Origin of the sequence: Pantoea sp. V106_11 (assembly GCF_029967885.1) — a bacterium.
Classification (GTDB): Bacteria; Pseudomonadota; Gammaproteobacteria; order Enterobacterales; family Enterobacteriaceae; genus Pantoea; species Pantoea ananatis.
Genome location: NZ_JASCAK010000031.1, coordinates 229,717 through 252,996 on the forward strand (window position 1 = coordinate 229,717; position 23,280 = coordinate 252,996).

Below are 23,280 nucleotides of genomic sequence, written 5' to 3' on the forward strand. Positions count from 1 at the left end.
AAAAACCCAAGACGGGCGACAGCAATATTTAGTCACAGTCGCCCGCTGAAATCAACCGCTGTTTAAAAAAAATACAACAATGTTAATAACTGGCTTTCTGCGCCAGGAGCGTCGCAAACCGGCAGTTTATCCGGTTGCCATTTTCATCTTTGCGGTGTAACTGACCCCAGTTTTCGTTGTACTTCACAATGTGCCAGTTGCGATAGTAATGACTTAACTCGCCGGATTTAAAGGCAAAAGGGAAGTCAGACGGACAGGGGGCATCCTCGGTATTCATGGCGGCAACAATCAGGTTGAAGCCATTTTTCACGGTGCAGGCCTGCATATCGGCAATCAGCTGGGGGATAGTTTCCGGCTGTAAAAACATCATCACCACCGTAGAGATCGCCAGCTGGTACGCGCCGTTGAAACGCACCTGGTTTAAATCCTGCTGCGCCGTATGAATGCCGGTCAGCCCTTCGGCGGTAATAATCTGATTCAGGCGTGCCAGGCTTGCCGGATTATGGTCCCAGGCAGTCACTTCGAATCCATGTTGATTCAGAAACAGCGTGTTGCGCCCGCTTCCGCATCCCAGGTCAAGCGCTTTGCCCGGCGTCAGCTTAGGCAAGGCGTCAACCACTTCAGAATGGGTGGGCGTTAAGCCGTAGGTATCGGCAAAATAATGTTCAGTTCGTAATGTCATCGTCATCGGTTCGGTGATGCGGGCAGTCAGTGCCCGCACAATCAGGCTTCTGCGAGAATCAGTTTCCAGCCGGTTACTTCATCCCAGTAGGTTTGCTCACGCTCCAGGTCGAGTTGCACCAGGTTATTCTGACTGAAATAGCCTGCCGGAAAAGTGAGCGTCCAGTGGCCGTCATCGCAGGTGAGTTTTAACGCGTCCGGGCGAGTCGTAGCCTGGCGCTGGTTATTCAGCAAGGTCCCCAGACGAAGCAGAAAGATAAGGGGCAAAAACTGCTTCTTCTTAAACAGCGTCACGCGCGGCAGCTCATCCACCTTCACCGCTTTACGGTGAAATCTGACCAGCGCCGCCAGCAGCATTTGCTGATCCTGATTGAAGCCTGGCAGGTTGGTGTTCTGCAGGATATAGGCTGAATGGCGCTGTAAACCACTGTGATTGATGGTCAGCCCCACCTCATGCAACATGGCTGCCCATTTCAGTAGCGCAGCCAACTGCGGATTCGCCAGTTTGGGATTTTGATCGCGCCACTGCAGATAGAGCTGTTCCGTCGTCTCCAGTACGCGTCGAGCCTGATCGCTGTCGATGGCGTAGTGATTCGCCAGGCTCTGAGCCGTACGGCTGCGAATATCCCGATGGCGGAAACGGCCTTCCATTTCGTACAGCACACCTTCACGAAGTGCGCCATCACTCAGCGTCAGTTCACGGATAGCCAGCGCGTCAAAGACGCCGCAGAGAATGGCCAGGCCCGGAACGAACACGCTTTTACGCTCCTCAGACAGGCCCGGCAGGCTCAGCGCAGCAAAGGACTTGTGCTTAATGACTTCGTCATACAGTTTCGTCAGGCGCTCAGGGGTAATCAGCTTCTCTTTCTCACCCATCGCCAGCAGCACCTCACAGGCGGCTTTGATGGTGCCAGACGCGCCCAGCGCATATTGCCAGCCGTGCAGACGGTACTGCCAGGCCAGCGTTTCCAGCTTCTGCGTGGCGGCCAGGCGGGCGCGACGAAAGTTCTCAACGCTGATTTCACCGCCGGGAAAATAAAGCTGGGCAAAACTCACGCAGCCCATGCGACGGCTTTCTACCAGCTGCGGCTCAAAATCTTCACCGATCACTAATTCCGTTGAACCGCCACCGATGTCGATGACCAGCTTGCGGCCTTTTTCCGGCTGCGTATGTTCAACGCCCATAAAAATCAGGCGCGCTTCTTCATGACCGGAAATCACCTCAATCGGGTAAGGAATAACGTCAGCCGCGCGCTGCAAAAAGGTTTCGGCATTCACCGCCTGCCGTAACGTATGTGTGCCCACGATCGTCACGTTGCTGGCGTTAAAGCCCTGCAGACGTTCAGCAAACAGCGCCAGGCAGTTCAGCCCGCGTTCCATCGCCTCTTCGCTCAGGTAATTTTTGGCATCCAGCCCATCGGCCAGATGTACCCGTTGTTTCAGACGCCCCAGAACCTGCAAAGCGCCATCCACCACGCGGGCAATTACCATGTGGAAACTGTTGGAGCCAAGGTCAATTGCCGCAAACTCTTGAGGTTTCGGCGTACTTTTTTGGGAGATAGGCATAGGCGTTATTCAGGTTGTTCCAGCTTCTTAATGTAATCGTAAATGGCCATCTGCGACCGTACTTTACGACGATTACCGCGCTGAACGTACTGGTTAGTCAGCTCTTTATCCACAACACGTGCTTTAACGGTGTCGCTAAGCTGAATAGCAATAATGTCCAGGATGCGCTGCTTTATCTGTGGATCAAGGATCGCCACGGCCACTTCGATGCGATAATCAATGTTACGCGTCATCCAGTCCGCGGACGAGAGAAACACTTTCTTATCACCACCGTTTTCAAAAATGTATACGCGGTCGTGTTCCAGGAAGCGGTCAACAATACTGATCACACGAATGTTTTCACTGATCCCGGGCAAGTCTGGAATCAATGAGCACATTCCGCGCACCAGTAAATTAACATTTACGCCAACGCTGGATGCGGTATAAAGCCTGTCTACCAGCCCTTTGTCCACCAGGTTGTTAATTTTCAGCGTAATCCCACTGGGGCGTTTTTGCTGCGCGTTGGCGATTTCGTTATCGATCAAATCATACAACATGCGACGCGAGTTTTGCGGAGAAACCATTAAATGGTCAAAGGTCACCGGGCGATAGGGATTTTCAATAAAGTTGAAGACCCGGCGCACTTCATTGGTGATACGCGCATCGGCGGTTAACAGGGAATAGTCCGTGTAAAGGCGTGCCGTTTTTTCATTGAAGTTACCCGTACCGATGTGGGCGTAGCGCACGATCTCCTCGCCTTCCCGGCGGGAAATCAAAAACAGCTTGGCGTGAATCTTCAGCCCGGGCGCGGAGAAAATAACGTGTACACCGGCTTCCGTCAGGCGTTTTGCCCAGTAAATATTGGCTTCTTCGTCGAAACGGGCCTGCAGCTCGACTACAACGGTCACTTTTTTCCCGTTATAGGCGGCATGAATCATCGCATCCATAATGCGCGAATGCTTGGCGACGCGGTAAATATTGATTTTGATCGCCAGCACGCTCGGGTCGAATGACGCCTGACGTAACAGTTCAAGAACATGCTCGAAGGTGTGGTACGGATAGTAAAGCAGCACGTCGCGATTACGAATGGCATCGAAACCGTTGCGGAAACCGTCAAAGCCAATATGGCGGATTTGCGGCATCGGCCGGTTAATCAGGTTGTTCTTCCCGACGTTAGGGAAGCCGATAAAATCTTTAAAGTTGTGGTAGCGCCCCCCCGCCAACACGGAGTCGTAATTTGAAATCGACAGCTTGTCGCACAGTAGCGCCACCATCGAATCCGGCATGTCGCGCTGATAAACAAAACGCACCGGTTCAGCGGTCAGACGCTGTTTCAGGCTGGATGACATCAGTTCCAGCAGGCTGGATTCCATTTCTGTCACCAGGTCGTACTCCGCATCACGCGTCATTTTCATCGAATAGGCGTTGAGCGTGTCGTAGTCATAGAAACCTTTAAAAATATCATCCAGACAATACCGCAGGATGTTATCAAGCAGGATCATAGGTTTACGGCGACGGGGAGGTTCGGCTGGCAGATTGATGAAGCGTGGCACTTTATCCGATGGAATTTCCAGCAGGGCGTACTGAATATCCTGACCGCGAATAATTTCAACCGCCAGGTAGGTGTAATCGTCTTTCAGAAACTCGGTTAAATCGGTTTCATGAGTAATCAAAATCGGCGTGATGTGCTGACGCAGCTCATGCTTAAAGTAGTGGCGCAGCCAGCTTTGCTGGTTAGGTGACAGCTGGCGTTCGTTTATCAGGAATATTTGATTACGCGCCATCTCCAGCAGCAGGTCGTTATACAGGGCGTCAAATTCCTGATCTGACTTCAGGACGCGCTGTTGAATCTTTTTTAACAAATGGCGTGGCGTGCTGGCGGAGCCTTGCTCTTCGCCAATCAGGATACGGCGTTTCAGATCGGCAAAACGTACCTTGTAAAATTCGTCGAGGTTGTTCGAGTAAATACCTAAAAAACGCATACGTTCAATCAGCGGATTACCTTTATCTGCCGCTTCCTGCAAAACACGTTCGTTGAAGCACAACCAGCTCATTTCTTTTTCGATATAAAGCTTTACCTGACCCATTCTCACTCCGTATGACGGTTGCAGGACTGACGACGATACAGTATCCAACAGCATTATGGCGAGAGTATGGCAGGGTTGTCCAACAGCAAAAGTTGTCTTATCAACCAGCTACGGGCAACATAGCGACTCATTTCCGCCGCATAACCAGGGCCGCATGAGCGTAAACCATATTCCTGTGCAGTTTAGCGATCGCCGACGTCGTGCTATTGACCGTTTCACGCGGCGCCTCGTCACGTGTTGCGGAGCGGCCATTCTGCTACTGATGATGCTGTTGTTCTTTTGGTTGCTTTGGGTGGTCCTGCCGTTATTCAGCGCGCCGGGCGTGCAAAGCGTCAGCAGCCAACGTCTGTGGGATTCGGCACCGGCTCTGGCGATCGGCAATCTGGGCGACGTAGGCTGGCGCATCAGCCGCGACGGAAAGGCGCGCTTTATTCCGCTGAACGGACAACCGGCAGCTCCGGCATTAGGGCTTTCGCCCGTGCCGGAGCAGATCGTAACCAGCGCAGACGACAAGACGTTGCTGCTTAATGCCCAGGGCAGTTTAACCCTGCTGCAACCGGTGATAAGCCAGGGCGAAGGCGAATGGCATTTCCCATTGGGCGATAAGGTGTTTCGCCTGCCACAGGGCGGAATAAAAAAGATGGCGCTGGCCACGATTAGCCCTGACCAGTGGCGCATCGCCGCCTCCGGTGAGTCCGGAGTAAACCTACTGACGCTGGGCACCGACCAGCAGGCGTCGCTGATTACGCTACCGGCCCAGCAACCTCAGCATCTGTTACTGTCACCCAAAGGCGACCTGCTGTATACCACCGAAGGTAACCTGCTGCAGGTCTGGCAAATTGATGACGGGCGAGCCTGGCTGCGTGAAACGCAGACGCTGGCTCAGCCGCCCCGGCAGTTGCTGTTACTGGCTGGCGGGCAAAGCCTGCTGATCCAGGATGACAGCGGCATTTCTCAGTGGTTCTCCATAGCGGGTCAACACGGCCTGCGCTTACACCGCATCCGGACCTTTGAGCACAGCGCCGGACAGGCCACGATGATCGGTGAGCCACAGCGACGGGTGTTTGCCACGGTTGATCAGACCGGCATGCTGAAGGTGTTTGCCAGTAAACAGAACGGGCCTATCCTGCAACGGCAACTGGCCGCTGGTATTCTTCAGGCCCAATTCTCCCCCCGAGGTGACAGCCTGCTGCTGGAGCGGCAGTCAGGCTGGGAAACGCTGAAGCTGACGAATCCCTGGCCGGATGTGACCTGGCGTAATTTCTGGCAAAAAATCTGGTATGAAAACTATCCCAAGGCTGACTGGGTCTGGCAATCCACCAATGCCGGAGACAGCTACCAGGCGAAATTCAGCCTGATCCCAATGGTCGTGGGCACGCTGAAAGCGGCCAGTATGGCTCTGCTGTTTGCCACGCCGCTGGCGCTGGCCGCCGCGATGTATACCGCGTGGTTTATGGCACCGGGCCTGCGTCGTTGGGTTAAGCCCGCCATTGAGATGATGGGGGCGCTGCCCAGCGTGGTGATCGGACTGATCGCCGGATTATGGTTAGCGCCGCACGTAGGCCAGGCGTTAGTGGGCGTGCTGCTGCTGCCCGTGACGCTTGCCGGCAGCCTGCTCGGCTGTGGCGTAGTGAGCCGTCGCCTGCCTGAGCGCTGGCGCCAGCCAGGACGAGAGGTGTTGTTGCTTCTGCCTGTGCTGCTGAGTGTCACTCTGCTGACGTTAGGGTTGCCGACCCTGATCGTACCCGATGCCGGCGACTGGCTACCGCATTACGCGCAACGTAACCTGTTGGTGGCGGCGCTGGCGATGGGGTTTGCGCTGGTACCGTTAATTTTTACCCTGGCTGAGGATGCCCTGTTTAGCGTGCCTGCCTCGCTGGGACAAGGATCGCTGGCGCTGGGTGCCACGCCCTGGCAAACCCTGACGCGAGTTGTGCTGCCGGGCGCGTCGGCGGGGATTTTTGCCGCCTTAATGATTGGCTTTGGCAGGGCGGTCGGCGAAACCATGATTTTATTAATGGCGACGGGTAATACGCCGCAAAGTGAAGGCGGCTTGTTCAGCGGCCTGCGTACGCTTTCCGCCAACATCGCGATCGAGATGCCTGAAGCGGCCGTGGGCAGCGCCCATTACCGAATTTTGTTCCTGAGTGCGTTTTTATTGCTGATATTTACGTTAATGATTAATACCCTGGCAGAACTCATCCGGCAGCGCCTGCGCCATCGCTTTAGTCAGTACAAGGAGCAGGCATGACGGTGATGCGACAAAACGACCGCTGGCGATGGTTAACGGCCGGGGCCGTGACGGTGTGCCTGTTGGCGTTTACCTTATTGATAGGATTGCTGGGATGGCAGGGGCTGCGTAACTTTTGGCCTCATAAGATTGAGCTCTATACCTTTACGCAGCCTGACGGCAGTCACACCCGGCTGCTGGGTGAAACCCTTGAGCGGCAGTCACAGTATCCGGCCTCGGCTGGCAATGCAGATGACCCGCACGCGACGCTGCATCGCTATTTGATTAAAACCGGCAACCGTGACTGGGCCGCACCGGATTTTCGTATTGCGCTCAGCAAGAATACACCGGCAGTCAGCCAGCCTGAGGCCATCATGGTGTTACAGCGCCGCAGTCACGGCAATGCTTACGGCTGGCTTGTGGGCCTGCGCGAAGACAATGAAGCGCTGACGGCCAAAAACATCAATGCACTTTTACAGCAGCGCCTTGAACAGGTGCAGATCCTGGTACGACAGTCCAACGAAATCCGTCGTGTTGATATGGCCCGGCTGAATCAGCAACTGGATCAGCTAGACGATCAGGCTGAACAGCAGCGTGAGGCAAAGCAGTTTGATTTGCAGGCGCAGTCAGAATATGACGCCAATCAGGCTGCACTTGAGCGTCGGCTTATTCAGCTCAATGACAGGCTGAACAATCTGCAAGAGGAAAGTCAGCGTGACGCCTTAATTCTGCGTGACGTTAACGGTATCGAGCACAGTATCCCGCTGTCGCAGATCGTGGCGGCCTGGCAACCCAATGCCATGACGTTGACAGAAAAAACAGGGCACTTTTTCCACCAACTGTGGCGCTTCGTCAGTGATTCGCCTGCCGAGGGCGAAAGCGATTTTGGCGTTTTCCCCGCCATCTTCGGCACGGTTCTGATGGTGCTGCTGATGTCCGTGGTTGTCATGCCGTTGGGGGTGATTGCAGCCGTCTGGCTGCATGAATATGCCGGACGCAATGCCTTGACCCGACTGGTGCGCATCGCGGTGGTAAACCTGGCGGGCGTGCCATCCATTGTCTATGGTGTGTTCGGACTGGGCTTCTTTGTCTGGCTGGTGGGCGGTTCGGTCGATCGGCTGTTCTACAGCAGCGCGCTGCCGAATCCCACCTTCGGCACGCCGGGCTTGCTCTGGGCATCGCTCACGCTGGCCCTGCTGACCCTGCCGGTGGTGATCGTGGCAACGGAAGAGGGCTTATCCCGCATACCGAACAGCCTGAGACAGGGATCGCTGGCGCTCGGGGCGACGCAGGCCGAAACCTTATGGAACGTGGTGCTGCCGATGGCGGTTCCGGCGATGTTAACCGGGCTGATTCTGGCGGTAGCGCGCGCCGCGGGCGAAACCGCGCCATTGATGCTGGTCGGCGTGGTAAAAATGGTACCGGAATTGCCGGTTGATGCGGTGTTTCCCTATCTGCACCTCGACAGAAAATTTATGCATCTGGGCTTTCAGATTTATGATTTAGCTTTTCAAAGCCCCAATACCGAAGCCGACCGGCCGCTGGTGTTTGCCACGGCGCTGCTGCTGGTGCTCATTATTCTGTTGCTGAACCTGCTAGCCATGGGCCTGCGTCACCGTCTGCGTGAACGCTATCGCCTGATGACTCAATAACTGACGATGACTACAATGCCCGAAACTGATATTGCGCTAACCGTTGATCACCTTTCGCTCTGGTACGGTGAGCGTCAGGTGCTTCAGGATGTCTCGCTGCAGCTACCTAAAAACCGTATTACCGCCCTGATTGGGCCGTCCGGCTGCGGCAAATCAACGTTGCTGCGCTGCTTTAATCGTATGAATGACGTGATCGATAACTGCCGCATCGACGGCGAGATTCTTCTGGAGCAGCAGTCGATCATGCGGCCTGCCCAGGATGTCTCTGCGCTGCGTCGCCGGGTCGGTATGGTTTTCCAGCGGCCCAATCCTTTTCCGAAGTCGGTCTACGAAAACGTGGTGTACGGATTGCGCTTGCAGGGCGTGCGCGACAAGCGGGTACTGAATGAGGCCTGTGAACGCGCACTCCGTGCGGCGGCGTTATGGGGAGAAGTGAAAGATCAGCTGGCACAGAATGCCCTGACGCTCTCCACGGGGCAGCAGCAGAGGCTGGTTATCGCCCGCGCCATTGCGATTGAGCCGGACGTGCTGTTACTGGATGAGCCGACGTCGGCGCTGGACCCGATTTCAACGCTGGTGATCGAAGAACTGATGAGCACCCTGAAACAGCACTTCACGCTGGTGCTGGTCACCCATAATATGCAGCAGGCCTCACGTGTGTCGGATTACACGGCCTTTATGCATCAGGGATCGCTGGTGGAGTTCGACACAACAGACAAGATTTTCACGACGCCGAAGGTGCGCCGGACGGAAGATTACATCACCGGACGCTATGGCTGAAAAGGGCAGGGAGCCTGGCTCCCTGCCTGTTACTCGTGGGCGTAGCCCTGAAGCGGTAACGGCTTACCATCCAGCCAGGCCTTTCCCTCACGCATGGCCAGGCGGCCTTCAACAAACCAGTTAATCACCAGCGGATAGATGGCATGTTCCTGATGTTGCACGCGCTCGGTAATGTCCGCTTCGCTGTCTTCGGCAAAAACGGGCACCTTGGCCTGCAGAATCACCGGACCACCGTCCAGTTCATCCGTTACGAAATGCACTGACGTGCCATGCTCCGCATCGCCATTTTCCAGGGCCTGGCGGTGAGTATGCAGTCCGGGATATTTGGGCAGGAGCGACGGGTGAATATTCAGCAGTCGGTCGCGATAATGCGCCACAAAACCCGGGCTTAAAATGCGCATATATCCTGCCAGCACCACAACATCCGGCGCACAGGCGTCGATCTCACGCATAAGCTGGCGATCAAAACTTTCACGGTCGCTAAAGTCACGGGCGTCCAGGGCAATAGCCGGAATGCCTGCCCGCTCTGCGCGGACTAAGCCATAGGCGGAGGCTTTATTACTGAACACGGCAGCGACGCTGCCGTGAATACGCCCGTTTGCACAGGCGTCAAGGATGGACTGAAGATTACTTCCGTTGCCGGAGATCAGCACAACCAGCTTTTTCATGACGTGATGACCACACGCTCTTCCGCTTCTGATGCCTTAATCACGCCGATTTTCCAGGCATTTTCACCGGCGGCGCGCATTAGTTCAACGGCTTTATCCGCGTCGGCAGGGCTCAGGGCAATCAGCATACCCACGCCACAGTTGAACGTACGGTACATTTCGTGACGGCTGACGTTACCGGCCTGCTGCATCCAGCTAAACACAGCCGGCCATTCCCAGCTTTTTTCGTCAATCACGGCCTGGGTGTTATCGGGCAGCACGCGTGGAATGTTTTCCCAGAAGCCGCCGCCGGTGAGATGCGCGATAGCATGCACATCGACCTGTTCGATCAGGCTCAGAATGTTTTTGACATAAATGCGGGTAGGTTCCAGCAAATGATCGGCCAGCGGTTTGCCTTCGAGCTGCTCAACCTGCGGATCGGTCCCGCTGACTTCCAGAATTTTGCGCACCAGAGAATAACCATTGGAGTGCGGGCCGCTGGAGCCTAATGCGATCAGGACATCGCCGTCCTGCACTTTGCTGCCGTCAATGATTTCTGATTTCTCAACGACGCCAACGCAGAAGCCGGCCACGTCGTAGTCTTCGCCATGATACATGCCCGGCATTTCGGCCGTTTCGCCGCCCACCAGTGCACAGCCTGACTGCAGGCAACCCTCGGCGATACCGGTGATGACCGCCGACGCGGTATCCACATCCAGTTTGCCAGTGGCGTAGTAATCCAGGAAGAAGAGCGGTTCAGCGCCTTGTACCACCAGATCGTTGACACACATCGCGACCAGATCAATGCCGATAGCATCGTGGCGCTTAAGATCCATCGCCAGACGCAGTTTGGTGCCTACGCCGTCGGTGCCGGAGACCAGCACGGGTTCACGGTATTTTTGCGGCAGCGCACAAAGCGCACCGAAGCCGCCTAGTCCACCCATGACTTCCGGGCGACGCGTCTTTTTCACTACGCCTTTAATACGGTCAACCAGAGCGTTACCAGCATCAATATCAACACCGGCGTCTTTGTAACTGAGAGAGGTCTTGTCGGTCACTGCGAGGTCCCCACGCGAGTTGCGGTTGGTGGTTTAATATAAAGCGCGGCAATTCTACCAGCGCAGGCAAACGTTTGCGAGTCTCAGATTGCGTCCCCGGCGATTTTCATCAATCCTTACTTTGCCATGACAAAATGCCTCTGATTGCGCAAGCACATGTGGCACTGCGGCGAAAAGGCGGTATAATCCCGCGATTTTTTTTTAGCTCAACTCACTCCGGGAGAACAACAATGAAGATCGTGGAAGTCAAACACCCGCTGGTCAAACATAAACTGGGACTGATGCGTGAGCATGATATCAGTACAAAGCGTTTCCGCGAGCTGGCCTCTGAAGTCGGCAGTCTGCTGACGTATGAAGCAACCGCCGATCTGGAAACCGAAAAGGTCACCATTGAGGGCTGGAATGGCCCGGTTCAGGTTGATCAAATCAAAGGTAAAAAAATCACCGTCGTGCCTATTCTGCGTGCCGGTCTGGGCATGATGGAAGGCGTACTGGAGCACGTACCCAGCGCGCGCATCAGCGTTGTTGGCGTCTACCGTGATGAAGAAACGCTGGAGCCCGTGCCTTACTTCCAGAAACTGGTTTCGAATATCGAAGAGCGCCTGGCACTGGTGGTTGACCCCATGCTGGCCACGGGCGGCTCAATGATTGCCACGATAGATCTGTTAAAGAAAGCGGGCTGCAGCAGTATTAAAGTGCTGGTGCTGGTTGCGGCACCTGAAGGGATTGCCGCGCTGGAAAAAGCGCATCCGGATGTGGAGCTTTACACCGCTTCTGTGGATCAGGGGCTTAACGACAAGGGTTATATCATCCCAGGCCTGGGTGATGCCGGTGATAAAATCTTCGGCACCAAGTAATGATGAAAATCCGCGGCGCCATGCATCACGCTGTTTTCAGCCTGCAGCAGCAGGCCGAGCCGCTTTTTTCTGTTGTAACACATAAAGAAATGAACCAGCCGACCAGAGAGTCGGCTTTTTTTTGCCTGAAAACAGACCACTCACTCAAGGGGACTTTTAATGACTCGTCGCGCTATCGGCGTTAGCGAACGGCCGCCATTACTGCAAACGATTCCGCTCAGCCTGCAGCATCTGTTCGCCATGTTTGGCGCCACCGTGTTAGTGCCAATTCTGTTCCACATCAATCCGGCGACGGTATTGCTGTTTAACGGTATCGGTACGCTGCTGTACCTGTTTATTTGTAAGGGAAAAATCCCCGCCTATCTGGGTTCCAGCTTTGCCTTTATTTCACCCGTGTTGCTCCTGCTGCCGCTGGGTTATGAAGTAGCGCTGGGCGGTTTTATTCTGTGTGGCGTGTTGTTCTGCCTTGTCGCGCTGATCGTTAAAAAAGCCGGAACAGGCTGGCTGGACGTGATGTTTCCGCCAGCAGCAATGGGGGCCATCGTTGCCGTCATTGGTCTGGAACTGGCTGGCGTGGCCGCGAATATGGCGGGGCTGCTTCCAGCCGAAGGCCAGTCGCCAAACGGCACAACCGTGTTGATTTCGCTGGTGACCCTGGCGGTTACCGTTTTTGGATCGGTTTTGTTTCGTGGATTTATGGCGATCATTCCTATCCTGATCGGTGTGCTGGCCGGTTACGCGCTTTCCGCCTTCATGGGCATCGTGGACTGGAGCGGCGTTGAACAGGCGCACTGGTTTGCCTTGCCGACGTTTTATACGCCGCGCTTTGAATGGATTGCCATGTTGACCATTCTGCCCGCCGCTCTGGTGGTCATTGCCGAGCATGTGGGCCACCTGGTCGTGACGGCGAATATCGTTAAAAGAGATCTGGTGCGCGATCCCGGACTGCATCGTTCCATGTTCGCCAATGGCTTATCGACGGTCATTTCCGGGTTTTTTGGATCAACCCCGAACACGACATACGGCGAAAACATTGGCGTCATGGCGATTACCCGCGTTTACAGTACCTGGGTGATTGGCGGCGCGGCCATTTTCGCGATTTTACTCTCCTGCGTCGGCAAACTGGCGGCCGCTATTCAGGCGATTCCGGTGCCGGTGATGGGCGGCGTATCCCTGCTGCTGTATGGCGTTATCGGCGCGTCAGGTATCCGTGTCCTGATTGAGTCCAAAGTGGATTACAACAAAGCGCAAAACCTGATTCTGACCTCCGTTATCCTGATTATTGGCGTCAGCGGGGCGAAAGTGCATATCGGGGCTGCCGAGCTGAAAGGCATGGCGCTGGCCACGCTGGTCGGCGTTGCGCTGGCCTTAATTTTTCGCGTCATTTCCCTCCTGCGTCCAGAAGAAGTGATTCTGGATGCGGAAGACAACCGCGAGTCGTAATCCCACCGTCAGCGGTCAAAAGTCGGGCAGGGATGCCCGATTCATCTCTGGCCGAAAACTATGATAGACTTGCCCCGATTTTTGCTTGTTCTCTTGCTGAGGTGCTTCTGAACACGCCGGCACAATTGTCATTGCCACTCTATTTACCTGACGACGAAACCTTCGCCAGCTTCTGGCCGGGTGAAAACCCCTCGCTTATTGCCGCGATTAAGGGTGCGCTTAGCCAGCAACATGGCAGCTATCTTTATTTCTGGTCTCGTGAAGGGGGCGGTCGCAGCCATCTGCTGCATGCCGCCTGCGCTGAAATGTCTGCACGCGGCGAAGCCGTGGGCTATGTGCCGCTCGATAAACGCACCTGGTTTGTCCCGGACGTGCTGGAAGGCATGGAGCAACTGCCGCTGGTTTGCATCGATAATATTCAATGCATTGCGGGAGAAGAGGCCTGGGAAATGGCGATTTTCGATCTTTACAACCGCATTCTGGAAACCGGCAATACCCGGTTGTTTATTACCGGCGATCGTCCTCCGCGTCAGCTCAATCTGCATCTGCCCGATCTGGCATCGCGCCTCGACTGGGGGCAGATTTATCGTCTACAGCCGCTCTCCGATGAGGATAAACTGCAGGCTTTACAGCTGCGCGCCGGACTGCGGGGATTTGAACTGCCTGAAGACGTCGGGCGCTTTTTGCTAAAGCGCCTTGACCGAGAAATGCGCACGCTGTTTGATACGTTGGATCGTCTCGACAGCGCATCCATTAGCGCCCAGCGTAAGCTGACGATTCCCTTCGTAAAAGAAACCCTTGGCCTCTAAAGGATTTCCAGTACCGCTTCTGGCGGACGTCCCAGGCGGGCGCGATCGCCGTTGATCACAATTGGTCGCTCAATCAGTTTGGGATTTTCCAGCAGCGCGTCCAGCAACGCGCTTTCCCCGATGTCAGGCCGATCCAGCCCCAGCGCCGCATAAAGCGGATCCTTACGACGCATTAACTCACGGGCACTTTGCATACCCAGCTTTTGCAGCAGGATCTGTAACGTCTGGCGATCCGGCGGCGTGTCCAGATAGTGCACGATCTCCGGGGCGATGCCGCGCTCTGCTAGCAGCGCCAGGGTTTCCCGGCTCTTGCTGCAGCGCGGATTATGATAAAAGGTCACCATACTGTTTATCCTCGTTGATACTGCTTAAAGCGTTGCTGGAGCTGGCGTAGCTGGTCGATGCGGGCATCGTAACGGGCCTGTTTCAGGCTGCCGAGCGGCACCAGTGAACTGGCCCGGCTTAGGGCGCTAATGGCCTGATCCAGCTGGCCGCTCAGCGCCAGACTTTCGGCGCGGGCAAAGAGCTCCTCATCTGTCAGCCCCTGCTGCGCGGAAGCCTGGGCCAGCAGATCCCATCCGTTGGTATCGTCTTTATGAGTCCAGGTATAGCGGTTGAGAATGCGGCTGGCGTTCGCCGGCTGTTTCGCTTCCACATAGGCATTAGCGAGGTTCAACTGGACGACCGGGCTGGTTTTTGACGCCTGGGTCGCGGTCAGCATCGCTATCGCCTGCTGCGGCTGATTCAGGCCGATATCAATGTCAGTCATCAGGTCCAGCAGCCAGACATTTTCAGGTTGTTTCGCCAGTAACGGTGCCACGATCCTTTTCGCCTCACCAAAGCTTTTAGCCTGCAGGAACTGCACAGCTTTACCGTACTGCGAGGCCAGCTGTTCGCGGGAATTACCGTTAGCATATTGCGTAAGCAGTTCGTCCGTTAACTGGTTACGGCCAGTCGAATACATGCCTAATGACCGCACTTTGGCCAGATAAAAATCTTGAGACGACTGCACCACCACCGGACGCATCTGGTTCGCACGGTTGCGCGCATCGGCAAGACGGCTGTCAGGCAGGGGATGGGTTAACAGGATTTCCGGAGGCTTCGAAGAAAAGCGGCTCTGATCGGCCAGTTTTTGCAGGAAGTTGGGCATGGCTTGCGGGTCAAAACCGGCGCGCTGTAACACCTGAATACCGATGCGATCGGCTTCCTGTTCATTATTTTGGGTAAAGCTGATAATCCCCTGTTGGGTGCCGGCCAGCGTGCCGGTCAATGCGGCCATGCCCATTTGTGGGCTGGCCATAGCCAGTAAAATTGAACCCAGCGCGCCCACCCAGGTGAGCGGTGCATTACGTTTTTGATCTTCCATTGCCCGCGCCAGATGGCGCTGCGTGACGTGGGAGATTTCATGGGCCATGACTGAGGCCAGCTGGCTTTCGTTATCCGTAAAACGGAACAGGGCCGCATGCAACACCACGTTGCCACCAAAGAAGGCGAAGGCGTTGAGCTCATCGTTCTGAATCAGGAAAAAGTGGAAGGGCGTTTTAACGGCGTCCGCATGCGAAACCAGCCGCTGCCCAAGTTGGTTGATGTACTGATTCAGCAAAGGATCGTTAATCAGCGGAGCACTGGCGCGGAGCTGGCGGACGTAGAAGTCGCCCATCTGGAGCTCCTGATTAATCGACAGGGTCGATCCTGCCGTGGTTCCCATATCCGGCAGCGAATCACTGATATCCGCACGGGCGGTCAACGGGCCGGATAACGTTAGTGCAGGGAGTAGCGCAGCAAGCAGCGTCTTTTTAAACCGGTTCAACATGCCTTAATCCTGTAATGAATCCCTGATTTGGACAGGTAAGCAGCGGAAATGTTCTGTTTTTTCATCAACAGCGCTACGGTCTTCGTATCTTAACCACAGCCAGGGAAGAATGAAATGGCGTTGTGGCAGCCGGGATCGGCGCATTGCCCCTTCCGGGCTTATCGGGTGCTTGCCAACCCCAACCGCCCTGTATCAGCAGTCAGCAAAAGGCATTCGTCGTGCTGCCCGCGCATTGACAACGTGGTGAACCGCTGTCACCGCAATGTCATCTTCCCGTGATGTTGATGTCACACAACCCCGTTAGGTTAAGCGCCAATGAGATCGATCTCATTATCGATTAACCGGGGGGGAAATGAGTGATTTAATCAGCGTGGCGGTTCTGGCCGGCGTTTCGCGAGCAACCGCGGCGCGTGCCTTTTCCGATCCCCATCTGCTTAAGCCCGGCACGCTGAAAAAAGTGCTGGAGGCCTCGGAGCAACTGGGTTTCAGACCTAACCACATTGCGCGCCAGCTCCGTACGCAAAGCTCCACGACGCTGGGCGTTTTGCTGCCTTCGCTCAGTAACCCGGTGTTTGCCTTGCAGCTTCAGGCCATGGAGCAACAGGCGCGTCTGGCGGGCTATGGCCTGCTGGTGGCCACGACCGATTACCAGCCAGAGCGTGAAGCCGCCATGATTGAACATATGCTGCGCCAGCGCGTCGCGGGCATGGTGCTGACCGTCTCCGACGCGGACAGCAGCACCGTATTAGCCCCGCTGGCAGAGGCGCGAATGCCCTTTGTTCTGGCGCATAACGTGCCGCAACAGCAAAACTGGCGCTGCGTCTATGTCGATAACCGTCGCGCAATGGCCGAAGCCACGGCGCACCTTATTGCGCTGGGTCATCAGCATATCGTGATGGCGGCGGGACCGATGCTGCAGTCGGATCGTGCCCGTCAGCGTTATCTTGGCTATTGCGATGCGATGCAGCAGGCAGGATTTGTCCCGAGGGCACTAATTGATATGCCCAGCCATACCCAATCCAGATTCGAGCCCCTTTTACCGCTGATCAACAGCCCGGACCCACTGACCGCCGTCATCTGCAGTAACGATCTCCTGGCGATCAGCCTGCTGGGCGCGGCCGCCCGTGCCGGCATTCAGGTCCCGCACCAGCTGTCGGTCATGGGGTTTGACGGCATTGCTATAGGCGAACAGCTTTCACCCTCGCTGGCCAGCGTGGTACAGCCCAGCGATCGGTTAGGTGCCTGTGCCATCGATATGCTTCTTCAACCCTCTCATGATGACTCGTGCCTGCTGGACCACTGGTTGCGTTCAGGCGAGAGCATCGCTGCAGTCTTTCATTCGTCAACATCAGGGAACCATCATGTCTACACACAATAAAATCACCGTGCTTGCCAGGGCGGCGCTCTTCACCGCCTGTGCATTTTCCAGCCAGCTGGTGCAGGCTGCTGAGAATGCTATCTGCTACAACTGTCCACCTGAATGGGCAGACTGGGCGACCGAGCTTCAGGCCATCAAAAAAGATACCGGCATTGTGGTGCCGCAGGACAACAAGAACTCCGGGCAGGCGCTGGCTCAACTGGTCGCCGAGAAAGATAATCCCGTTGCCGACGTGGTGTATTACGGCGTCAGCTTTGGTATTCAGGCGGCTCAGGCAGGCGTGATTGCTGACTATAAGCCGGCCAACTGGGATCAGGTGCCGGCAGGCATGAAAGATCCAGAAGGGAAATGGGTTGCGCTGCATTCCGGCACGATGGGCTTTATGGTCAACGTAGATGCGCTGGGCGGTGCACCCATTCCAACATCCTGGGACGATCTGCTGAAGCCAGAATACAAAGGGATGGTGGGCTATCTCGATCCGGCCAGTGCGTTTGTGGGTTACGTGGCCGCCGTGGCGGTGAATCAGGCCAAAGGCGGCAGTATGCAGGACTTCACTCCCGCGCTGACCTGGTTTAAAAAGTTGCAGGCGAACAAGCCTGTCGTGCCGAAACAGACGGCCTATGCCCGGGTGATCTCCGGCGAGATCCCCATTCTGCTGGATTACGACTTCAACGCTTATCGCGCCAAATATAAAGATCATGCCAATGTGGTGTTCGTGATCCCGCAGGAAGGGACGGTCACGGTGCCTTATGTCATCAGCCTGGTGAAAAACGCCCCGCACGCCGCTAACGGCAAAAAAGTCATGGACTACGTGCTGTCGGATAAAGGCCAGGCCATCTGGGCCAATGCCTATCTGCGCCCGGTACGGCCTTCAGCCATGTCTGCCGAGGCCAAAAAGCGCTTCCTGCCAGACAGTGATTACGCGCGCGCGCATACCGTGGACTATCAGCAGATGGCCGATGCACAGAAAGCCTTCTCTGCCCGCTATCTGAGTGAGATTCGGTAATGGCAGCGTCTGACGCCCGCAGCGATTTACCGGTCGCAACGCGCCACCGGTCACGCCGACGCGAGCAGGAGGCAAACTGGCCATGGATGCTGCTGCCAGCCTTACTGTTTTTTGCCGCGTTCTGGCTGTTACCTTTTGCCCGATTATTACAGATGGGCATGACGCCGGATCGCAGCACACATCACAGTGGCTACTGGACGGTAATTACCCAGCCGCAGTATCTGCAAAGCCTGGTGAATACCGTGCTGCTGTCGCTGACGGTAACGCTACTGACGTTGGTCATCGCCACCGTCGTAGGGTGCTTCCTCGCTCGCCAGCGTTTCACCGGACGCGGCACTCTGCTGGCACTGCTGACCTTTCCTCTGGCGTTTCCCGGCGTGGTGGTGGGGTTTTTAGTGGTGATGCTGGCAGGACGACAGGGCGTGCTGGCGCAGATCAGCCTGAGCCTGTTTGATGAGCGCTGGACGCTGGCCTACTCACTCACAGGGCTGTTCATTGGTTATCTCTACTTTTCGCTGCCGCGCGCCATTGTGACGTTGGTGGCCGCGAGTGAAAAACTGGATCGCTCGCTGGAAGAAGCCGCCCGTTCGTTAGGCGCCAGCCAGTGGCGCATTATCTGGGATGTGATCGTGCCGGGACTTAAACCGGCGCTGCTCTCCAGCGGTGCGCTCTGCTTTGCCACCAGTATGGGCGCATTTGGCACCGCGTTTACCCTGGGAACCGACCTGAGTGTGCTGCCGCTGACCATTTATGGCGAATTCACCAACTACGCTAACTTCGCCACGGCGGCGGCGTTATCGGTGGTCATGGGCGCTGTCGCCTGGGCTGGCTTAATGCTGGCGCGCGTACTCACCCAGTCAAAACAGGAGCCGTCATCATGAAGCGCCGTGGGCTGTTTTACCTGCAGGTCGCGATCACCACACTGACTGCACTGTTCATGATTGTGCCGGTGATCCTGTCGATGCTGGCGGGCGTGACGCAGAACTATTTTGTTGGCCTGCGCAGCGGACTGACGCTGAAATGGGTGGCGCAGGTTTGGGAGATGTACAGCGACACCTTTTGGCTGTCGTTGCTCATTGCTGTCAGCTGCTTGATCGTCACCGTGGCGATCGGCGTACCGGCCGCCTGGGGCTTACTGAAATCGCCCTCTCGCTGGGCATCGCGCATTGAAGAGTGCCTGATGTTGCCGGTGGCGCTTCCGGGCCTGGCCACCGCACTGGGCATTATCCTGCTGTATGGCCAGTTCAGCAGCCTGCGTGACAGCTGGGTGTTTATCCTAATTGGTCACGTCCTTTTTACGCTGCCGTTTATGATCCGCCCGGTACTGGCGGTGATGCAGGCGATACAGCTGCCCCGACTGGAGGAGGCTGCCGCCAGTCTCGGGGCCGGCTTCTGGCGTCGCTTTTTCACTGTGGTGGTTCCCAACTGCCGCAACGGCATTCTCGCCGGGGCCTTTATGGTAATTACGTTATCGGTAGGCGAATTTAATATCACCTGGATGTTGCATACGCCACTGACCAAAACCCTGCCAGTGGGCCTGGCCGACAGCTACGCCTCGATGCGGCTGGAAGTCGGTTCTGCTTATACCCTGATCTTTATTTTAATGATTCTACCGCTGCTGTTGATGCTCAACGCCTGTAATCACTGGCTTGAACGCCAGTCTCGCCAACAACCAAGGGAGGAAAAAGCATGATTGTTGATGCGGTTAACGTCACGCTACGCGGCTGTGCGCGTCGCTTTCATCACCATCAGGCGCTGCACCCACTGGATCTTAGCGTACGCGCAGGGGAAACCCTGGTTCTGCTGGGCCCGTCCGGCTGTGGCAAAACGACCACGTTGCGCATTATCAGCGGGCTGGAGAGCACTGACGCGCCGGGTGAAGTCTGGTTTGACGATCGCAACGTGACCGACCTGCCTATTGAGAAGCGTAACGTAGGAATGGTGTTTCAAAACTACGCCCTGTTTCCCACGCTTAACGTGGCGCAGAACGTAGCCTATGGGCTGAAAGTGCAGGGCATTCCGCGCCACGAGCGTGAGGCCCGGGTCAACGAGATGCTGGAACTGGTCGATCTCACGTCACTGGCACATCGTCATATCGACAAGCTCTCCGGCGGGCAGAAACAGCGCGTGGCGCTGGCAAGAGCGCTGGCGGCGCGGCCTAAAGTGCTGCTGTTTGACGAACCGCTGGCGGCGCTGGATGCCAAACTGCGTGAGCGTCTGCGTCTGGAAATCGGGGGCCTGTTAAAAAAGCTGGCTATCACCGCCGTGTATGTCACTCACGATCAGCAGGAAGCTATGGCGCTTGGCGATCGTATCGCCGTCATGGAGCAGGGGCGCCTGGTGCAGATCGATACGCCGCAGGCCATCTATCAGCGTCCGGCCTCGCGTTTTGTGGCGGATTTCGTTGGCGCGATTAACTGCATCGCACGTGACGATCAAGGCCATCCGGTGCGTTTTTGTCGACCAGAGGATGTGCTGCTGGCAGACGAAGGCCGCTATGCGCAGCACGGCTGCATTGTTGCCAGCACCTTTCTCGGCGCGTCTCAACGTCTGATGATTGATATCGGGCTGGACAAGCCGATTCAGGTTGAACGTCACGCACGGGAAACCTGGCACGCCGGGCAGCGAGTGAGCTGGTCGCTGGCTGAGCAGGCCGCACTCGAATTTACCCTTTAAGGAGTCAACGTTTGTCCGTTAAACCTGTGCTGATTGCTCAAATCAGCGACTTGCATATTAAAGCGCACGGTCGTCTGTCGTATAAAAAAGTCGATACGTATAATGCCCTGTTACGGGCGATCGCAACCCTGAATGGCCTGACGCCCCGGCCCGATGCGGTGGTCATAACCGGCGACCTGGTGGATTTTGGTACGGCAGAAGAGTATCAGACGCTGCGGCAGGCGCTGGCCACCCTGGCGTTGCCGTTTTACCTGATGGCGGGAAATCATGACGATCGCCAGGCGCTACGGGCGGCGTTTCCCGATCATCCCTATCTGCAACAGGGCCCGACGCTCAACTGGCAACGGGAGGTTAAGGGGGTTCAGCTACTGGCGCTCGATTCCAGCGTGCCGCAGCAGCCGTGGGGCGAGCTTGATGAACAGCAGCTTGACTGGCTGGATGCCGCACTGACCGCGTCACCGGACAGCCCCGCGCTGGTGATGCTGCATCATCCGCCCTTTGTCTGCGGTATCGATCATATGGATCGCCAGCGTTTACGCGCCCCTGCTGCGCTGGCGGCGATCGTCAGTCGTCATCCGCAGGTCGAACGTGTGCTGTGTGGCCATGTACACCGCGCGATTCAGACCCGCTTTGCCGGTACGCTGGCCTGCATTGCCCCCGGCGTGTCTCATCAGGTTGCGCTGGATCTGCAACCGGATGGCCCGGCAAACTTCATGCTGGAACCGGCAGGATTTTTACTGCATCGCTGGCATCCGCAGCAGGGAATGACCACGCATCAGTGTGCGATTGGAGACTATGATGGCCCCTGGCCCTTTTATGATCAAAACGGGTTAATCGATTAAAAGCCATACGGGCTGACTTTTTGGTTAATGCCGCGCTTAAACCTGCTCAAATTGTCCTACAGCGTGTAAACTTACACGCTGTAGGACCGCAATCACGATAAAAACAACAGAGTCAGGCACAGCAAAATGAATCTTTGCACTGTGGCGTTCCCGCCATGCTCATAAATTTCCGTCCCCGGGCGGACTTACGCACGCTTATTGCGCTGCTGGTTATTGCCAGCATAGTCATCACGCTTGCCAATAATTTATATGCAACCTGGCGCGTGCAACGCATGGTGCTGATCGACAGCACCCTGGAAGCCAACCGCGCTTACGCTGCCAAACTGGCCTCCACCAGCGAAGTCTTTTTCCGGCTGGCGCAGTCCCAGTTGCACTTCAGTGCTAATTTACTGGGAAAAGATTTCAATAATGAGGCACTGCTCAAAGCGGAAGTGAACCGTCTACGTGAGCAGACCGACAGTTTTAACTCGGTCGCCGTGGTGGATGAAACGGGTACGGTGCGCGCAATATCTCCCGAATCGCTGACCTTGACCGGGATGCATCTGACCAGCGATGCGGCCCGCGAAGCGCTGCAGACCCGGCAACCGCTGATTAGCAGACCGACACTCTCTGCCGCCAATAACCTGCTGATTTTTGTCTCATGGCCCATCTGGAATAACCAGGGACGCTATCTGGGCTATATTGGCGGGACGATTTACCTGAAAAAGAAAAGTATTCTGAATGCGCTGCTGGGTGAACAGTTTTATCGCGACGGCACCAGCGTATTTGTTCTCGACGGCGATAATCAGGTGCTGTATCACCAGAACCGCCAGATGGTGGGCAAAACCATGTCGCCACTGATGAGCGATCGGGAACGTCAGGAAAAAGATAACGGCTCGCTGGTCTTAACTGAGCCCGACAAACCGACCCGGCTGGCCGGCTACGCCATCGTCCCCACGACGGGCTGGATGGTGGTGGCGTTGAAACCTGTCGACGTCACGCTGCAACCGCTGTCGGGGTTGCTCCTGAAAGTCCTGAAGCATTCAGTGCCCTTTGCCTTGCTGACCTTGCTGGTGGCGGTCATTCTGGCACGAATGATTGCCATGCCGCTCTGGCAACTGGCCCGCAAGGCCAGCAAGATTGATGCCTCAAGCGCCACCTACGAAATTGGCGGCATTCGGGCATGGTACTTTGAGGCCGCCCAGGTTAAACGGGCGCTGTTAACCGGTATTGGGCTGGTACAGGACAAAATTGGTCGGCTGAGTTCGGAAGCGCAGACCGATTCGCTAACGCTGTTACTCAACCGCCGCGGGCTTAACGCGGTACTCGATTACTACCAGACGATGCGCCAGCCTTTTGCCGTGCTCGCCCTGGATATCGATCATTTCAAAAGCGTCAATGACAACTGGGGACACGACGTCGGCGATCGGGTGATTCGGCAGGTGGCGCAGACGCTACGACAGAGCGCCCGGCAGTCGGATGTGGTCTGCCGTAACGGTGGTGAAGAGTTTTTAATGCTGTTGCCTAACACGCCTCTGAAAGAGGCTGAGGCGACGGCCGAGCGCATTCGCATCAGCATCGCGGATAACGCTATCGAGGCGGTCGGCCATATCACGATTTCCATCGGCGTAGCGGAGTGGGATGCCCGGCGGCCGCCGCTGGAAAGCAGCCTGAAGCGGGCTGACGATGCCCTGTATCAGGCTAAGAACAGCGGTCGCAACTGCACCGTGGTTGCCAAACGCGTAAAAGCCTCTTGATCAAGACTGTGCGCTAACGGTTTCTGGCCCGCCCGGCAAT

The 23,280-nt window shown here is 56.2% G+C and carries 22 protein-coding genes; 15 read left to right on the top strand and 7 right to left on the bottom strand.

Annotated elements, in window-relative coordinates:
- Positions 1 to 82 precede the first annotated feature (82 nt).
- The 3 genes from tehB to ppk1 are packed head-to-tail and all read right to left on the bottom strand — an operon-like array spanning position 83 to position 4,313.
- On the bottom strand, positions 83 to 721 hold the full coding sequence (gene tehB, locus QLG08_RS16395; protein WP_013026710.1) for a tellurite resistance methyltransferase TehB: 639 nt from the start codon (positions 719 to 721) through the stop codon (positions 83 to 85).
- A 2-nt stretch (positions 722 to 723) separates the two neighbouring features.
- Positions 724 to 2,247, bottom strand: coding sequence for an exopolyphosphatase (gene ppx / locus QLG08_RS16400; protein ID WP_014594297.1), 1,524 nt, complete (start codon positions 2,245 to 2,247; stop codon positions 724 to 726).
- 5 nt (positions 2,248 to 2,252) lie between these two features.
- Positions 2,253 to 4,313, bottom strand: a complete 2,061-nt coding sequence (gene ppk1, locus QLG08_RS16405) for a polyphosphate kinase 1 (RefSeq protein WP_014605285.1) — start codon at positions 4,311 to 4,313, stop codon at positions 2,253 to 2,255.
- 154 nt (positions 4,314 to 4,467) lie between these two features.
- Between ppk1 and QLG08_RS16410 the strand changes: the two genes are divergently transcribed.
- From QLG08_RS16410 to pstB, 3 genes are read left to right on the top strand one after another with little or no spacing between them, the layout of a single operon-like run.
- On the top strand, positions 4,468 to 6,564 hold the full coding sequence (locus QLG08_RS16410) for an ABC transporter permease subunit (RefSeq protein WP_019106069.1): 2,097 nt from the start codon (positions 4,468 to 4,470) through the stop codon (positions 6,562 to 6,564).
- Positions 6,561 to 8,195, top strand: coding sequence for a phosphate ABC transporter permease PstA (gene pstA, locus QLG08_RS16415; protein ID WP_282473040.1), 1,635 nt, complete (start codon positions 6,561 to 6,563; stop codon positions 8,193 to 8,195). Before QLG08_RS16410 ends, pstA begins: the two co-directional genes overlap by 4 nt.
- A gap of 6 nt (positions 8,196 to 8,201) precedes the next feature.
- Positions 8,202 to 8,975 (top strand): phosphate ABC transporter ATP-binding protein PstB, encoded by a 774-nt coding sequence (gene pstB, locus QLG08_RS16420; RefSeq protein ID WP_013026705.1) that lies wholly within the window; start codon positions 8,202 to 8,204, stop codon positions 8,973 to 8,975.
- Positions 8,976 to 9,004: 29 nt separating this feature from the next.
- Here pstB and purN read toward each other — a convergent pair whose 3' ends face one another.
- Both purN and purM read right to left on the bottom strand, forming a co-directional pair.
- Positions 9,005 to 9,643, bottom strand: coding sequence for a phosphoribosylglycinamide formyltransferase (gene purN, locus QLG08_RS16425; RefSeq protein WP_014605288.1), 639 nt, complete (start codon positions 9,641 to 9,643; stop codon positions 9,005 to 9,007).
- Positions 9,640 to 10,680, bottom strand: coding sequence for a phosphoribosylformylglycinamidine cyclo-ligase (gene purM, locus QLG08_RS16430; protein WP_013026703.1), 1,041 nt, complete (start codon positions 10,678 to 10,680; stop codon positions 9,640 to 9,642). The genes purN and purM overlap by 4 nt, the downstream gene beginning before the upstream one ends.
- A 230-nt stretch (positions 10,681 to 10,910) precedes the next feature.
- Here purM and upp point away from each other — a divergent pair, with 230 nt between their 5' ends.
- From upp to hda, 4 genes are all read left to right on the top strand, one after another.
- Positions 10,911 to 11,537 carry a uracil phosphoribosyltransferase gene (upp, locus tag QLG08_RS16435; RefSeq protein WP_013026702.1) on the top strand — a complete coding sequence of 209 codons (627 nt, stop codon included), beginning with the start codon at positions 10,911 to 10,913 and terminating at the stop codon, positions 11,535 to 11,537.
- Complete coding sequence (locus QLG08_RS16440) at positions 11,537 to 11,722, top strand: hypothetical protein (RefSeq protein ID WP_019106067.1); 186 nt, start codon at positions 11,537 to 11,539, stop codon at positions 11,720 to 11,722. Before upp ends, QLG08_RS16440 begins: the two co-directional genes overlap by 1 nt.
- On the top strand, positions 11,697 to 12,980 hold the full coding sequence (uraA, locus tag QLG08_RS16445) for a uracil permease (protein WP_013026701.1): 1,284 nt from the start codon (positions 11,697 to 11,699) through the stop codon (positions 12,978 to 12,980). Before QLG08_RS16440 ends, uraA begins: the two co-directional genes overlap by 26 nt.
- A 101-nt stretch (positions 12,981 to 13,081) precedes the next feature.
- Entirely contained in the window at positions 13,082 to 13,789 is a 708-nt protein-coding gene (gene hda, locus QLG08_RS16450) for a DnaA inactivator Hda (RefSeq protein ID WP_026021027.1), read from the top strand.
- Here the strand turns inward: hda and arsC are convergent.
- Both arsC and QLG08_RS16460 read right to left on the bottom strand, forming a co-directional pair.
- Positions 13,786 to 14,133, bottom strand: coding sequence for an arsenate reductase (glutaredoxin) (arsC, locus tag QLG08_RS16455; protein ID WP_013026699.1), 348 nt, complete (start codon positions 14,131 to 14,133; stop codon positions 13,786 to 13,788). The two genes, hda and arsC, sit on opposite strands and share 4 nt — an antisense overlap.
- 5 nt (positions 14,134 to 14,138) lie before the next feature.
- Positions 14,139 to 15,602, bottom strand: coding sequence for a M48 family metallopeptidase (locus tag QLG08_RS16460; protein WP_013026698.1), 1,464 nt, complete (start codon positions 15,600 to 15,602; stop codon positions 14,139 to 14,141).
- A 109-nt stretch (positions 15,603 to 15,711) separates the two neighbouring features.
- Between QLG08_RS16460 and QLG08_RS16465 the strand changes: the two genes are divergently transcribed.
- The 8 genes from QLG08_RS16465 (at position 15,712) to QLG08_RS16500 (ending at position 23,240) form a co-directional block, all read left to right on the top strand.
- The gene (locus QLG08_RS16465; RefSeq protein ID WP_157179226.1) at positions 15,712 to 15,849 is read left to right on the top strand and encodes a hypothetical protein; all 138 of its coding nucleotides are present in this window, start codon (positions 15,712 to 15,714) and stop codon (positions 15,847 to 15,849) included.
- Between the two features lie 105 nt (positions 15,850 to 15,954).
- On the top strand, positions 15,955 to 16,980 hold the full coding sequence (locus tag QLG08_RS16470; protein WP_013026697.1) for a substrate-binding domain-containing protein: 1,026 nt from the start codon (positions 15,955 to 15,957) through the stop codon (positions 16,978 to 16,980).
- Complete coding sequence (locus QLG08_RS16475) at positions 16,964 to 17,986, top strand: ABC transporter substrate-binding protein (RefSeq protein ID WP_014605289.1); 1,023 nt, start codon at positions 16,964 to 16,966, stop codon at positions 17,984 to 17,986. The genes QLG08_RS16470 and QLG08_RS16475 overlap by 17 nt, the downstream gene beginning before the upstream one ends.
- Positions 17,986 to 18,867: an ABC transporter permease gene (locus tag QLG08_RS16480; RefSeq protein WP_282473041.1), complete on the top strand. Its 882-nt coding sequence runs from the start codon at positions 17,986 to 17,988 to the stop codon at positions 18,865 to 18,867. The genes QLG08_RS16475 and QLG08_RS16480 overlap by 1 nt, the downstream gene beginning before the upstream one ends.
- Positions 18,864 to 19,679 carry an ABC transporter permease gene (locus QLG08_RS16485; RefSeq protein ID WP_014605291.1) on the top strand — a complete coding sequence of 272 codons (816 nt, stop codon included), beginning with the start codon at positions 18,864 to 18,866 and terminating at the stop codon, positions 19,677 to 19,679. Before QLG08_RS16480 ends, QLG08_RS16485 begins: the two co-directional genes overlap by 4 nt.
- Positions 19,676 to 20,662: an ABC transporter ATP-binding protein gene (locus tag QLG08_RS16490; RefSeq protein ID WP_019106065.1), complete on the top strand. Its 987-nt coding sequence runs from the start codon at positions 19,676 to 19,678 to the stop codon at positions 20,660 to 20,662. Before QLG08_RS16485 ends, QLG08_RS16490 begins: the two co-directional genes overlap by 4 nt.
- Positions 20,663 to 20,673: 11 nt before the next feature.
- Complete coding sequence (locus QLG08_RS16495) at positions 20,674 to 21,504, top strand: phosphodiesterase (RefSeq protein WP_013026692.1); 831 nt, start codon at positions 20,674 to 20,676, stop codon at positions 21,502 to 21,504.
- Between the two features lie 155 nt (positions 21,505 to 21,659).
- Positions 21,660 to 23,240 (top strand): sensor domain-containing diguanylate cyclase, encoded by a 1,581-nt coding sequence (locus tag QLG08_RS16500; RefSeq protein WP_014594286.1) that lies wholly within the window; start codon positions 21,660 to 21,662, stop codon positions 23,238 to 23,240.
- The last annotated feature ends 40 nt before the right edge of the window (positions 23,241 to 23,280 follow it).